The sequence below is a fragment of the Mitsuaria sp. TWR114 genome (genome assembly GCF_007997345.1).
The window spans coordinates 1-13,604 of the sequence record NZ_VOSR01000204.1 but is presented as its reverse complement, the minus strand read 5'-3'; the positions used below and the strand labels follow the sequence as shown (position 1 = coordinate 13,604).

Annotated in this window: 11 protein-coding genes, 1 tRNA gene and 2 pseudogenes; 8 read left to right on the top strand and 6 right to left on the bottom strand. The window is 70.0% G+C overall.

Annotation, left to right across the window (positions count from 1 at the left end):
• Positions 1 to 75 precede the first annotated feature (75 nt).
• Positions 76 to 582, bottom strand: a complete 507-nt coding sequence (locus FUT87_RS09475; RefSeq protein WP_147240871.1) for a thioesterase family protein — start codon at positions 580 to 582, stop codon at positions 76 to 78.
• Positions 583 to 823: 241 nt separating this feature from the next.
• On the opposite strand from FUT87_RS09475, the pseudogene FUT87_RS09470 reads away from it, so the two are divergent.
• Positions 824 to 1,712 (top strand): annotated as a pseudogene (locus tag FUT87_RS09470) (plasmid replication/partition related protein).
• 146 nt (positions 1,713 to 1,858) lie between these two features.
• On the opposite strand, the pseudogene FUT87_RS09465 reads toward FUT87_RS09470, so the two are convergent.
• Positions 1,859 to 2,116, bottom strand: a pseudogene (locus tag FUT87_RS09465) (DUF4212 domain-containing protein); the annotation flags it as partial.
• 89 nt (positions 2,117 to 2,205) lie between these two features.
• On the opposite strand from FUT87_RS09465, the gene prfB reads away from it, so the two are divergent.
• The 3 genes from prfB (at position 2,206) to FUT87_RS09450 (ending at position 7,216) form a co-directional block, all read left to right on the top strand.
• A protein-coding gene (prfB, locus tag FUT87_RS09460) for a peptide chain release factor 2 (RefSeq protein ID WP_141225315.1) occupies positions 2,206 to 3,310 on the top strand; the annotation gives its coding sequence in 2 pieces (ribosomal slippage) (positions 2,206 to 2,286 and positions 2,288 to 3,310; 1,104 coding nt in all).
• Between the two features lie 75 nt (positions 3,311 to 3,385).
• Positions 3,386 to 6,124 (top strand): aminopeptidase N, encoded by a 2,739-nt coding sequence (gene pepN, locus FUT87_RS09455; protein WP_147240870.1) that lies wholly within the window; start codon positions 3,386 to 3,388, stop codon positions 6,122 to 6,124.
• Positions 6,125 to 6,196: 72 nt separating this feature from the next.
• The gene (locus FUT87_RS09450; protein WP_091725551.1) at positions 6,197 to 7,216 is read left to right on the top strand and encodes a class 1 fructose-bisphosphatase; all 1,020 of its coding nucleotides are present in this window, start codon (positions 6,197 to 6,199) and stop codon (positions 7,214 to 7,216) included.
• Positions 7,217 to 7,305: 89 nt separating this feature from the next.
• On the opposite strand, the gene FUT87_RS09445 is transcribed toward FUT87_RS09450, so the two are convergent.
• From FUT87_RS09445 to FUT87_RS09435, 3 genes are all read right to left on the bottom strand, one after another.
• Positions 7,306 to 8,664, bottom strand: coding sequence for an amino acid deaminase (locus tag FUT87_RS09445; protein WP_255511745.1), 1,359 nt, complete (start codon positions 8,662 to 8,664; stop codon positions 7,306 to 7,308).
• A 208-nt stretch (positions 8,665 to 8,872) separates the two neighbouring features.
• A tRNA-Thr gene (locus FUT87_RS09440) sits at positions 8,873 to 8,948 on the bottom strand.
• A gap of 92 nt (positions 8,949 to 9,040) precedes the next feature.
• Positions 9,041 to 9,496 carry a MarR family winged helix-turn-helix transcriptional regulator gene (locus FUT87_RS09435; RefSeq protein ID WP_091725555.1) on the bottom strand — a complete coding sequence of 152 codons (456 nt, stop codon included), beginning with the start codon at positions 9,494 to 9,496 and terminating at the stop codon, positions 9,041 to 9,043.
• A 58-nt stretch (positions 9,497 to 9,554) separates the two neighbouring features.
• Between FUT87_RS09435 and FUT87_RS09430 the strand changes: the two genes are divergently transcribed.
• Positions 9,555 to 10,346 (top strand): siderophore-interacting protein, encoded by a 792-nt coding sequence (locus FUT87_RS09430; protein WP_147240869.1) that lies wholly within the window; start codon positions 9,555 to 9,557, stop codon positions 10,344 to 10,346.
• Between the two features lie 79 nt (positions 10,347 to 10,425).
• Positions 10,426 to 10,815 carry a VanZ family protein gene (locus FUT87_RS09425; RefSeq protein WP_147240868.1) on the top strand — a complete coding sequence of 130 codons (390 nt, stop codon included), beginning with the start codon at positions 10,426 to 10,428 and terminating at the stop codon, positions 10,813 to 10,815.
• On the opposite strand, the gene FUT87_RS09420 is transcribed toward FUT87_RS09425, so the two are convergent.
• Entirely contained in the window at positions 10,787 to 11,584 is a 798-nt protein-coding gene (locus FUT87_RS09420) for a helix-turn-helix transcriptional regulator (protein ID WP_091725561.1), read from the bottom strand. The two genes, FUT87_RS09425 and FUT87_RS09420, sit on opposite strands and share 29 nt — an antisense overlap.
• Before the next feature lie 310 nt (positions 11,585 to 11,894).
• Between FUT87_RS09420 and egtB the strand changes: the two genes are divergently transcribed.
• Complete coding sequence (egtB, locus tag FUT87_RS09415) at positions 11,895 to 13,181, top strand: ergothioneine biosynthesis protein EgtB (protein WP_147240866.1); 1,287 nt, start codon at positions 11,895 to 11,897, stop codon at positions 13,179 to 13,181.
• A partial coding sequence (locus FUT87_RS09410) for an L-histidine N(alpha)-methyltransferase (protein ID WP_186830453.1) occupies positions 13,178 to 13,604 on the top strand: 427 nt, incomplete at its 3' end. The genes egtB and FUT87_RS09410, both read left to right, overlap by 4 nt.

The following is a 13,604-nucleotide window of genomic DNA, read 5'->3' as shown; positions in this document are numbered from 1 at the left end:
CAGAGGCGTTGGCGCGCGCGTCGAAGAATTCCTGGGGTAGCGGCCTGGGTGAGGGCAGCGGCCTCCCGCAGTCCTTCACCCCAGCGTTTCCCCACCGGAGGGAGATGGCCGCGAGTCAGCCGGAGCCCCAACCACCGCCGCTTGATACGCCGCGACGAACTCCGGCGGCATGCGCCGGGGCCGACCGGCGGAGATGTCGATGCACACCAGCTCCCAGCGGCCGCGCATCAGCGTCTGCCCATCGCTCACGCGACGCAGTTGGAATCGACGCTCCATCGCCAGCCTGCCGTCGCCGCCGGTGAGCCAGGTGCCCAGCACCAGCGCCTCGCCCTCGAAGGACGGCAGCAGGTAGTCGTAGCCGCCGTGGCGGATCGCCATCGCCCGGTCCAGCCGCCGGTAGTCCTCGATGTCCAGCCCCAGCGCCACCGAATGCGACCACCCCACCTGCTCGCACCACCGCACATACACCGCGTTGTTGGTGTGGTTCAGGCCGTCGATGTCCTCGGGCCGCGGGCTCACCGACAGGCAGTGCGGGGACGGGTAGTCCCATCCGGTAGCGAGCGCATCGGGGCTCGGACTCACGCTGGCGAGGAGGCTTGAAGAGGTCGCGGTCATCGCGGGGAACTTCCCGGAAATCATCGAAATCCGACACGCGTGGTCGGGGTGCGTCAGCTTAGCCGCGCGGATTGGGCAGAATGCCGCCCTTTTCCGGCGACGTCCGTCGCCTGCGCGACCTGCGCCCGTGCGGCCCACCGAACGGGCCGCCCGCCTGTCGCGCCCCTTCGCCCTGTCCTGCTCCGCTCCCCGCTGCTGCCGTCGTCCCATGGAAAACATCATCGTCACCGAAGAACTCAAGGCCTACATCGATCCCCTCACCGAGGACGAGTACGCCGCGCTCGAGCGCAGCATCCTGGCCGAGGGCTGCCGCGATGCGCTGGTGCTGTGGGGCGACATCCTCGTCGACGGCCACAACCGCCACAGCATCTGCACCAAGCACGGCCTCCCCTTCCAGACGGTGCAGAACACGCGCTTCAAGTCGATGGAAGACGTGCACCTGTGGATGATCGACCAGCACCTGGGCCGCCGCAGCGTCTCCGACTTCCAGCGCGGCGTGCTCGCGCTGCGCAAGAAGGAGATCATGGAAGCGCGCCGCCTGGCCGTGCTCAGCGATCCCAGCCCCGAGGCCTCCGCCACCGAGACCGAAGCGCCCGCCAGCGCCATCGGCGCGCCGGTCCCCGACGCGCCGCCGCTCAAGAGCCGCGAGGCCATCGCCCGCGCCGCGCGCATCAGCAGCGCCACGGTGACGCAGATCGAGAAGATCCAGAAGGCGGCCGCGCCGGAGCTCGTCGCCGCCGTGCGCTCGGGCGAGGTCTCCATCAGCGCCGCCGCCGTCATCGCCGACCTGCGCCGAGGAGCAGGCCGCCGCCGCGGCGGGCGGCAAGAAGGAACTGCGTCAGGCCGCCAAGCGCGTGCGTGAATCGAAGGTCGGCAAGAAGGCCGCCGGCGACGCCGTCGCGGAAGTGGCCGTCGCGCTGCTGGACGTGCCGACCAACGCGGACGGGGAGCTCGAGGCCGATCCCGCCGTCGCGCTGCTGCGCGCCCAGGTCAGCGCGCTCCAGGACGAGAACGTGAAGCTGCGCGCGCAGGTCGCCGAGCTGCAGGCGCAGCTCGCCGCCGCGAAGCAGGAATCCGCGGATCCGTCGCCGTTCTGACGCGCCCGTGGCGCGATCCTGAAGCGCCCCTGAAGCGGCTCAGAAGCCGGTGATCGGACCCGAGGGTTCGCGCTCGGGCCGCTTGGCGTCGACCTCTTCCGAGTACGGCACAGGGTCCTGGACCCCGGCCGCGCCTCGCGGCGGTTCATGACGGTCGCGTAGATGACCACGATCGCCACGTAGACGATCAGCGCCCCCTGCGACCCGACCCAGAAGCTGAACGGCCAGCCGAAGAAGTCGAAGCTCAAGGCCCGGGCGAAGTAGGCCACGCCGAAGGTCACCAGCGCCCACACCAGCAGCAGCATGAGCGTCAAGCGCCAGTTGCCGCGCCGCACGCGCCGACGCCGGGCGCGGAACGCACCGGAGGGGGAACCCGCATCGGGGACAGGGGGATGGGGAAGCATTCCGCCATCTTAGGGAGGCCTCCTGCTTCAGCATGAGAAAATACCCGGCTTCGGGCCCCCTGTCGGGGGCTCTTTCACTCGAACGAATCATGGACATCGAGCAAATCAATGCGATCGGCACCACGCTGGCCGATCTGCAAGCGCGGACCGCCGCGCTAAGGGGGTACCTTTGACTACGACCGCAAAGCGCTGCGGTTGAATGAAGTCAACGCCGCCCTGGAGAACCCCAACGTCTGGAACGAACCCAAGCGGGCCCAGGAACTCGGCAAGGAAAAGCGCGCCCTCGACAAGGTCGTCGAAACCATCAATCACCTGACGTCGAATCTCTCCGACAACCTCGAGCTGTTCGAGATGTCCAAGGACGACAACGACGTCACCGGCCTGCAGACCATCGAAGCGGAATCCGCCAAGCTGACCGAGTTGGTCGAGGAACTCGAGTTCCGCCGGATGTTCAACAACCCGGCCGACCCCAGCAACTGCTTCATCGACATCCAGGCCGGCGCCGGCGGCACCGAGGCCTGTGACTGGGCCGGCATGCTGCTGCGCCAATACCTGAAGTACTGCGAGCGCAAGGGCTTCAAGGCCGAGGTCGAGGAAGAAACCCCCGACGAGATCGCCGGCATCAAGAGCGCCACCATCAAGGTGGAAGGCGAGTACGCCTTCGGCCTGCTGCGCACCGAGTCCGGCGTGCACCGCCTGGTGCGCAAGAGCCCGTTCGACTCCTCCGGCGGCCGCCATACCAGCTTCGCCTCGCTGTTCGTCTATCCCGAGATCGATGACTCGATCGAGATCGACATCAACCCGGCGGACGTGCGCACCGACACCTACCGCGCTTCGGGCGCGGGCGGCCAGCACATCAACAAGACCGACTCGGCGGTGCGCCTGACCCACATCCCGACCGGCATCGTGGTGCAGTGCCAGGACAGCCGCAGCCAGCACAGCAACCGCGACGTCGCCTGGCGCCGCCTGCGCTCGCGCCTGTACGACCACGAGATGAAGAAGCGCATGGCCGAACAGCAGAAGCTCGAGGACAGCAAGACCGACGTGGGCTGGGGCCACCAGATCCGCTCGTACGTGCTGGACCAGAGCCGCATCAAGGACCTGCGCACCAACGTCGAGATCTCCAACACCCAGAAAGTGCTGGATGGCGACCTCGACGCATTCATCACCGCCTCGCTGAAGCAAGGCGTTTAAGAGCAACACGAGACAACAGCCCCGGCGCACGACCCTTGAGCCCGGGGCTTCTTCATTCCTACAAGGAAGCCCGCCATGCGTGAAGGCACCGCCACCCTGATCCGCCGCGCCGACTACGTCGCGCCGATCTTCTGGATCCGCACCGTCGACCTGTGCTTCGACCTCGACCCGGCCAAGACGCTGGTCGCCAGCAAGATGCGCCTGGAACGCAACGCCGAGGTGCCGCACGGCCCGCTGCGCCTGCATGGTGAGGAACTCAACCTGCTGCGCGTGCTGATCGACGGCGAGAGCGTGTCCTTCCGCCAGGAAGGCCATGAGCTGATCATCGACAACGTGCCCGACGCGGACTTCACGCTGGAGATCCGCAACACCTGCGCGCCGGAGAAGAACACCGCGCTGTCGGGCCTGTACACCTCGGGCGGCAGCTTCTTCACGCAGTGCGAGGCCGAGGGCTTCCGCCGCATCACCTACTTCCTGGACCGCCCCGACGTGATGGCGGTCTACACGGTCACCCTCCGCGCCGACAAGGCCCGGTACCCGGTGCTGCTGTCCAACGGCAACCTGGTCGAGACGGCCTCGCTCGACAACGGCCGCCACCTGGCCAAGTGGCATGACCCCTTCCCCAAGCCCAGCTACCTCTTCGCGCTGGTGGCCGGCGACCTGGTCGCGCGCGAGCAGCGCATCCGCACCCGCGGCGGCAAGGACCACCTGCTGCAGGTCTACGTCCGCCAGGGCGACCTGGAGAAGACCGAACACGCGATGAACTCGCTGATCGCCTCGGTCGTGTGGGACGAGGCCCGCTTCAAGCTGCCGCTGGATCTGGAGCGCTTCATGGTCGTCGGCGTGTCCGACTTCAACATGGGCGCGATGGAGAACAAGGGCCTGAACATCTTCAACACCGCGGCGCTGCTGGCCTCACCGGCCACAGCAACCGACGCGGACTTCGCCCGCATCGAGTCCATCGTCGCGCACGAGTACTTCCACAACTGGACCGGCAACCGCGTCACCTGCCGCGACTGGTTCCAGCTGTCGCTCAAGGAAGGCCTGACCGTCTTCCGCGACCAGGAGTTCAGCCAGGACATGGCCGCCACGCCGAGCGCGCGCGCGGTCTGCCGCATCGAGGACGTGCGCGCGCTGCGCGCCCGCCAGTTCCCCGAGGACGCCGGCGCGATGGCGCACCCGGTGCGCCCCGACGAGTACGTCGAGATCAACAACTTCTACACCGCCACCGTCTACGAGAAGGGCTCGGAGGTGGTGCGCATGTACCAGACGCTGGTCGGCCGCGACGGTTTCGCCAAGGGCATGGCGCTGTACTTCGAGCGCCATGACGGCCAGGCCGTGACCTGCGACGACTTCGCGCAGGCGATCGCGGACGCGAATCCGGGCTCGGCGCTGTCCAGCCGCCTGGACGCGTTCAAGCGCTGGTACTCGCAGGCCGGCACGCCGCGCCTGCGCGCGCGCGGCGCCTACGACGCGGCCGCCCAGACCTTCACGCTGACGCTGCAGCAGTCCACGCCCGCGACCCCGGGCCAGGACGGCAAGCTGCCGCAGGTGATCCCGGTCGCGCTGGGCCTGCTGGCCCGCGACGGCCAGTCGCTGCCGCTGATGCTGCAGGGCGAGGATGGCGCCGCGGGCTCGACCGAGACCGAACGCGTGCTGGTGCTGGACCAGGCCGAGCAGAGCTTCGTCTTCGTCAACGTGCCGTCCGAGCCGGTGCCCTCGCTGCTGCGCGGCTTCTCCGCGCCGGTGGTGCTGGACGACGGTCTGGGCGACGCCGAGCTGCTGGTCCTGCTGACCCACGACAGCGACGCCTTCAACCGCTGGGAAGCCAGCCAGCGCCTGGCGCTGAACCGCATCCTGGGCGCCGTGCGCGCCGGCCAGCCGCTGGTGCTGGACGCGGCCTACCTGGACGCGATGCGCGCCGTGCTACGCCATCCGGAACTGGACCCGGCGTTCAAGGCGCTGGCGCTGCAGCTGCCCGACGAGGCCTACATCGCCGAGCAGCTCGACGTGGTCGACCCGCAGGCGGTGCATGCGGCCGTCGAGGCGGCGCAGGCGCAGCTGGCCTCGGCCCTGCAGGCCGACTGGGCCTGGGCCCATGACGCGCATCAGGTCACGGCCGGCTACAGCCCCGACCCGGTGCAGAGCGGCAAGCGCGCGCTGGTGAACCTGTCCCTGGCGATGCTGGTGCTCAACGCGACGCGCAGCGGCGACGGCGTCTGGCCGGGCCGCGCCTACCAGCGCTTCAAGGACGCCACCAACATGACGGACCGCATGGGCGCGCTGTCGGCGCTCGTGAACGCGCACGCCGAGCTGGCCGACAGCGCGCTCGCGCGCTTCCACGCCCAGTTCAAGGGCGAGGCGCTGGTCATCGACAAGTGGTTCGCGCTGCAAGGCCGCGCGGCCGAGCGCGACGGCAAGACCTTCGCGCGGGTGAAGCAGCTGATGAAGCATCCGGACTTCACGCTGAAGAATCCCAACCGCGCGCGCAGCCTGATCTTCTCGCTGGCGATGTTCAACCCGGCGGCGTTCCATCGCAAGGACGCGGCGGGTTATGTGTTCTGGGCCGACCAGGTGCTGGCGCTGGACGCGATCAACCCGCAGGTGGCGGGCCGCCTGGCCCGCGTCATGGACCGCTGGACCGCGCTGGCCGAGCCCTACCGCAGCGCGGCGCGCGAGGCGATTGCCCGCGTGGCGGCCAAGCCCGACCTGTCCAACGACGTGCGCGAGATCGTCCAGCGCGCGTTGGCGCTGGATCCGCGTCCGGCGCCAGCCGAGGCGGCCGCGCCGACGGAGGTCGCCGCGCAATCCTGATTCCGCGTGCGGAGCGGTCCGCGCGTCGGGCCGCTGCGCGCGCACGAGATTTGCAACCATCGGAGTCTTTTCATGAGTCAACGCGTCAGCCTGACCCAATACCTGGTCGAGCAGCAACGGGCGCACGGCCACATCCCCCAGCAGCTGCGGCTGCTGATCGAGGTGGTCGCGCGCGCCTGCAAGCGCATCGCCATCAGCGTCAACAAGGGCGCGCTCGGTGACGTGCTGGGCACGGCCGGGTCGGAGAACGTCCAGGGCGAGGTCCAGAAGAAGCTGGACATCATCGCCAACGAGGTGCTGATCGAGGCCAACGAGTGGGGCGGCCACCTGGCCGCGATGGCGTCCGAGGAGATGGACAGCATCTACCTCGTGCCCAACCGCTATCCGCAGGGCGAGTACCTGCTGATGTTCGATCCGCTGGACGGCTCCAGCAACATCGATGTGAACGTGTCGATCGGCACCATCTTCTCGGTGCTGAAGAAGCCCGAGGGCAGCAAGGGCGTCAGCGAGGACGACTTCCTGCAGCCTGGTTCCGCGCAGGCGGCGGCCGGCTACTGCGTGTATGGCCCGCAGACGACGCTGGTGCTGACGGTGGGCGACGGCGTGGCGATGTTCACGCTGGACCGCGAGCAGGGCTCGTGGGTGCTGACCGCCGACGACGTGAAGATCCCCGCGGACACCAAGGAATTCGCGATCAACATGTCCAACATGCGCCACTGGGACGAGCCGGTGAAGCGCTACATCGACGAATGCCTGGCCGGCACGACCGGTCCGCGCGGCAAGGACTTCAACATGCGCTGGATCGCCTCGATGGTGGCGGACGTGCATCGCATCCTGACGCGCGGCGGGATCTTCATGTACCCCTGGGACAAGCGCGAGCCCAACAAGGCCGGCAAGCTGCGCCTGATGTACGAGGCCAACCCGATGGCCTTCCTCGTCGAGCAGGCCGGCGGCGCGGCCACCAACGCCCGCCAGCGCATCCTGGACCTGACCCCGACCAAGCTCCACGAGCGCGTGTCGGTCGTGCTGGGCTCGAAGAACGAGGTCGAGCGTGTGACGCAATATCACCTGGAGGCCGAGAAGGCCAAGTGATCCGCACCTGATCCGGGGGCGGCCAGAAACGCCGGTCCCTGAGCGCAGGCGCCACGAGCGGGGCGGTCGAGAGACCGCCCCGCTTCATTTCAGAAGAAGGTCCGTACCCCGCCGGTGACGCGATAGCCGTCGTCCACGGTGTAGAGCAGCGGCCACTTGTCGAAGGTCGTGCAGGGATGGCCGATGCCGAAGGCGATCAGGTCGCCGACCCGCAGCGGCAAGGCGCCATCGCTCGCGTCGACGTAGGCGTGCTGGTCGTTGAGCTTGGAGACGGACCAGCCGGGCGGTGTCGCCTGCGGCGCCTCATGGACGCCCTGGCGATACCACCACAGCGGCTGCGGCAGGCAGGCGTCGTAGCTCAGGTCGCGGCGGCCGGCGGTGCAGATCGCGCGGCCCGGCTCGGGCACCGACTGCACGTAGGCCCAGACCTCGATCGCGTTGCGCAGGCCCGGTCCGTCGCCCCACAGCGCGCCCGCACGCTGCTTCATGCGGTCCTGCATGCGCTCGTACTGCAGGCTGTCGTGGCTGAGGTAGCAACCGCTGCGCAGCACCACGCGCAGGGCATGGCCGCTGCCGCCGGCCTCGACCGCCGCCAGCGTCTTCGCCGCCATGTCGAAGAACGCCGATCCGCCCGCCGTCAGCAGCACCTCACCCGGCGCGAACCAGCCTTCGGCGCAGCCCAGCCGGGTCAGCTCGGCCACCATCTCGATCATCGTCAGCGCGCCCAGTTCCACGCGCGCCGTCTCCGTGCCGCTGTGGACGCCTTCGAAGGCTTCCACGCCGCGCAGCGCGATCACCGGCGACGCATCGCGGATCAGGCGGGCGAGCGCCACGCCCTCCTGCGTCGAGCGCACGCCGGTGCGCCCGCCCGGCGTGCCGACCTCCAGCAGCACCTGCAGCGGCCGTTTCAGGCCGCGCTCGCGGGCCGCCCGGTGCAGCAGATCGAGTCCCGCCGCCGAGTCGACCAGCAGGTAGAAATCGAAGGCCGGATCGGCCTCGAGTTCACGCAGCACCAGTTCCAGGTCGGCCTTGCCCACCAGCTGATTGGCCAGGATCACCCGCGGCACGCCGAAGCGGCGATAAGTGCGGACGTGCGCCGCCGTCGCCGCCGTCATGCCCCAGGCGCCCTGATCGAACTGGCGCTGGAACAGCTGCGGCGCCATCGTCGTCTTGCCGTGTGGTGCCAGGCTCACGCCGGCGCGCGCGGTGAACTCGCGCATCCAGCGCGCGTTGTGGGCCAGCGCCGATTCCTTCAGCACCGCGGCCGGCAGCGGCAGGTCGCCGTCGAGCAGGGACAGCGCCAATCCGCCCAGCGCGCGCAGTGGAACGCCCTCGGCGGCGGCCGGCAGGCCCTTCAGGGTGCCGGGCAGCGGCTCGGCCTCCAGCGCGGTCAGGTGGAGCGTCACCGGCGGGCGGCCGGCCTGGTCGTCGTGGGGATGTGCGGTCATGGCGTGGGATGTTGCCACTGACGCGCGGGCACCTCGGCCGCGCGGCCGTCCGCCCCTGCGACCACCGGGTCGGCGACCGGGCGTTCAGCCGCGCGAGCGCATCCGGCGCCGCTGCCAGAACAGCCCGCCGGCAGCGGGGGCAGGCCTTGTCACGCCTGTGCCGCGCCCAAAGAAAAAGCCGCTTGGACATCCAAGCGGCTTTTCAGATTGGTGCCGGTGAAGAGAGTCGAACTCCCGACCTTCGCATTACGAATGCGCTGCTCTACCAACTGAGCTACACCGGCGCTGTCGCGAACAACAGAGTCAAAGAGTATAAGCGAGATTTTCGAGGTCGACAAGCGCTCGCCGCATCACTCCTCCTCGCCGGTGTGAGGCGTCATTCCTCGCCCAGATTCGCCTGCACCCGCTTCAGCAGCGCGGCGAGCTGGCCCTGCTCTTCGGCGCTCAAGCCCGCCAGGGCCTGCACCGAAACCCGCCGCGCCTGGCGCCGCAGCTCGCGCTGCACGGCCTGGCCGGACTCGCTCACGCGCAGCCGCACCTGGCGGCGGTCGACCTCGTCGGTCTCGGCTTCGAGCAGCCCCTTGTCCCGCAGCCCCTTGATCAGCCGGGCAAGCTGCGCCTTGTCCTTACCGCTGTGCTGCGCCAGGTCGCTCTGCGTCCCGCCCGGGTGGCGATCGAAGAAAAACAGCACCTTGCCCTCCATGTGCGTGAGGTCCTGCGGGCCGTCGCGCAGGAAGCGGTACTGCAGCGCGCGGTAGCGGTGCATCACCGAATGGATGAGCTCGAGCACGTCGTCGCCCTTGTCCCTGCGGCCAGTGGTGTTAGTTGACATTGTCAATCGATCCAACGCAAGATGGATGACATTGTCAATGAAATACCCAGGATCGGCAATGAAGCCTGACACCACCCACGCGCCCATCACCCCTGCCCCGCTGCCCGCCGACGCCGGCCGCGAGACGCCCACCAGCCGCGTCCAGCGCGTGCGCCATGAACTCAAGCGCCGAGAGCTCACGGTCCGGCGGGTCGACGACATCACGCCCAACTTCCGTCGCGTGACCTTGTCCGGCGAGTCGCTCGGCGACTTCGTCAGCGCCTCCTTCGACGATCACGTGAAGCTGTTCTTCGACGCCGCCTCGGCCGAGGGCCCGGTCATGCGGGACTACACCCCGCGCCGGTTCGATACCGCCGCGCGCGAGCTGGTCATCGAATTCGCCCAGCATGGCGACGGGCCCGCAGCCGCCTGGGCCGCGCAGGCGCAGCCGGGTCACACGCTGACGGTCGGCGGGCCGCGCGGCTCGTTCATCATCCCCACCGATTTCGCCTGGCATCTGCTGGCCGGCGATGAAACCGCCCTGCCCGCCGTCGCGCGCCGACTCGAGGAGCTGCCGGACGGCGCACGCGTCATCGTGCTGCTGAACGTGCCGGCCAGCGACCGCCGGGTCTTCGAGACCCGGGCCGCGCTGGACCTGCGCTGGGTCGACGGCGACGACGCGCTGCTGGCCGCGGCCCGGGCGCTCGAGCTGCCGCCGGGCGAAGGCTACGCCTGGTGCGCCGGCGAGGCCGCGACGATGGCCGCGCTGCGCCGCATCCTCGTCGAGGACAAGGGCCATGACCGGCATGCGATCCGCGCGGCGGCGTACTGGAAGCGCGGCACCAGCCATCACCACGAGCACCTCGAGTGAGGCGCGGCGCGACCTCACATCGGCTTCACAGGCCCATGGCACACTGCCTTCCGCCCGAACCCGGAGGCGGGCCGCCTTGATGTCTGAAGTCCTGCATGACCCGCGCTGGCGCTCTGCCTGGCGCCTCCTCTTCCTCGCCGTGGTGGCGGGCGCGAGCTGGCTCGCTTTCTCGCCGCATCCGCCCAGCGTCGCCGACCTCGGCTGGGACAAGGCGAATCACTTCGCCGCCTTCGGCACGCTGGCGTTCATCGGCATGCAGTGCTTCGCGGCGGGGCCGCGCCGGCGCTGGATCGTGCTGGCCGTGCTGCTCGCCTACGGCGTGCTGATCGAACTGGTGCAGTCGCAGATCCCCGGCCGCGACGCCGAGGCCCGCGACGTGCTGGCCGACATGATCGGTGCCTCGATCGGCGTGGCGCTGCACGCGCTGCTGGTGCGCGTCATCACGCCGCGGGCGCTTCAGGCTCGCTGAAATCCCGGCGCGACATCGCGATCGCGACCGCCTGCGCGCGGTTGTTCGCACCCAGCTTGCGCAGGATCTTGCGCACATGGTTCTTGACCGTGAACATGCTGATGCCCAGCTGGATCGCGATCCCCTCGTTGCTCAGGCCAGCGCGCAGGCCCTCGACGATCTGCTGCTCGCGCGGCGTCACCAGCGCGCCCGCGCGGCGCGGCGAGGCCTGACCCCGCGATTGCAGTCGCGCCCGCCGCCAGGCCGCGTGCAGCGCCGGCGTGAGCAGCTCCAGTCGACGCAGGTGGTCCTCGTCCCAGCCGTCGCCGGCCAGCAGGAACAGCCCCTGCGGTCGCTCGCCATCGCCGACGACGCCATGCAGCGCGAGCTCGCGCAGCCCGGCTTCCAGCAGCGGCTGGAACAGGGCCGAAGGCGCCTCTCGCTCCAGCTGGAGCCGCAGCGGCCGCCGGCCGTCGCCCCAGCGCCGGATGAGGTGCAGCCAGAGCCCATGTTCGGGCGACTCCAGCTGCGTCTGCAGCACGTCCCCGATCGGCTTCAGGTGAAAGAGCTGCGCGGCCAGCCGAGGCGATGGCGGCTGATCCCCGACGCACACCAGCAGGCGATGCGGCAGCAAGACTTGCAGCCGGCTCTGGCTCCAGACGAAGAACTGGGCCGGCGTCGTCGGCTGCCGCGCGCTCCACACCGCCTCGAGCAGCCGCTCCGCGAGCAGGCGATCCTGCAGCCACGACAGCGGCAGCGCGTCGCCATCGGCCAGGACGGCGGGCGGCATTGAAACGGTCGGCAGCGAGGGCGGAGCGATCGTCGAGGACAGCGAAGGCGGCGTCATGGACATGGAGGGATGCGTGAGCCGGGGCGACGCCAGCGTGCCCGCGCGGCGTGACGTCCCGATGAATGGCGCGCGATGAGCCGCGCACGATGTCGGCGCGCCGCGGGTACCCGCCTTGCCCTTGCTGACATCGGGTGGCAGCTGAGCCGTCCCTCCGGCGCCCGCGCAGCGGCTCGCGCCGGATGGGGAGATGGCAAATCGGCTACCGTTGTCGCTCGGCCCATCCTCCCCCGGGCCGACAGGAGTTGCTTGCATGTCGGATCACGATCTGCCGCCCGCGCGGCGCGACCTCGCGCGCCGTTACGAGGCGGTGCGGCGTCACACGCTGACGCTGGCGGAGCCGCTGTCCGCCGAGGACCAGGCCGCCCAATCGATGCCGGACGCCAGTCCCGCCAAATGGCACCAGGCCCACACGAGCTGGTTCTTCGAGGCCCTGTTGCTGCGCCCTCACCTGCCGGGCTACCAGCCGCTCGACGACAGCTACCACTACCTCTTCAACTCGTATTACGAAGGCCTCGGCCCGCGCCATCCGCGGCCGCAGCGCGGCCTGCTGACGCGGCCGTCGCTCGACCAGGTCCGCGCCTACCGGCAGCACGTCGACCTGCACATCCACCAGTTGATCGCGCGCTGCGACGACACGCGCTGGGCCGCGATCGCGCCGACGCTGGAACTCGGCCTCCATCACGAGCAGCAGCATCAGGAGCTGCTGCTCACCGATGCGCTGCATCTGCTGTCCTGCCATCCGTGGCGGCCCGCGCTACTGGACAGCCCGCCGTCGCCGGCGACCACCGGCGTGAGCGCCTGGCTGCGCCACGAGGGCGGGCTCGTCGAGATCGGCCATGACGCCCGGGCCCCGGGGGCAGGCTTTGCCTTCGACAACGAAGGACCGCGGCATCGCGTCTGGCTCGAGCCCTTCGAGATCGCGAGCCGGCTCGTCACCTGTGGCGAGTTCCAGCGCTTCATCGACGACGGCGGCTATCGCGAGCCGCGCTGGTGGCTGTCCGACGGCTGGGCCACGGTGCAGGCCCAGGCGTGGCGGGCGCCGCTGTACTGGGTCGACGCGAGCGATGGCAATGGCGATGGCGGACTCGGCGCGCGCGCCAGCGGTGCCGCCTCCCGCTGGGCCGTCTTCGGCCTGCATGGCCTGCGGCCGCTGGATCCCGCCGCGCCGGTGATGCAGCTCAGCTTCTACGAGGCCGCCGCCTACGCCGAATGGGCCGGCGCGCGCCTGCCCAGCGAGCAGGAGTGGGAGGCCGCGTCCGCGCTGCCCGGCATCGCGCAGCTGCACGACCAGGCGTGGCAGTGGACCCGCTCCGCCTACCACCCTTACCCCGGCTTCCAGCCGCTGGAGGGGGCCGCCTCGGAATACAACGGCAAGTTCATGGTCGGCCAGCTGGTGCTGCGCGGCGGCAGCGTCGCCACCCCGCCCGGCCACACGCGACCGACCTACCGCAACTTCTTCCCGCCGGCCGCGCGCTGGCAGTTCACCGGGCTGCGACTGGCCCGCGATGCGCGCCCGCGCGCGGAGACCCACGCATGAGCAGCTTCGCCGAGGACCTTCACGCCGCGCTTGCCGGCCCCGAGCACACGATCTCCCCCAAGTACTTCTACGACGCGCAGGGCTCGACGCTCTTCGAGCAGATCTGCGAGCTGCCCGAGTACTACCCCACCCGCACCGAACTGGCGCTGCTGCGCCGCCATGCCGGCGACATCGCCGACCGCATGGGCCCGGACGCCCAGGTGATCGAGTACGGCGCCGGCGCGCTCGTGAAGGTGCGCCTGCTGCTGGAGCGCGCGACGCGCCTGCACAGCTTCGTGCCGGTGGACATCTCCGGCCCGCACCTGCTGGCGGCCTGCGAGGCGCTGCAACGCGAGCAGCCCGCGCTGCGCATCCTGCCGGTGGTGGCGGACTTCACCCGCCCCCACGTGCTGCCCGATGCGCCGCCCGAGGGCCGGCGCATCG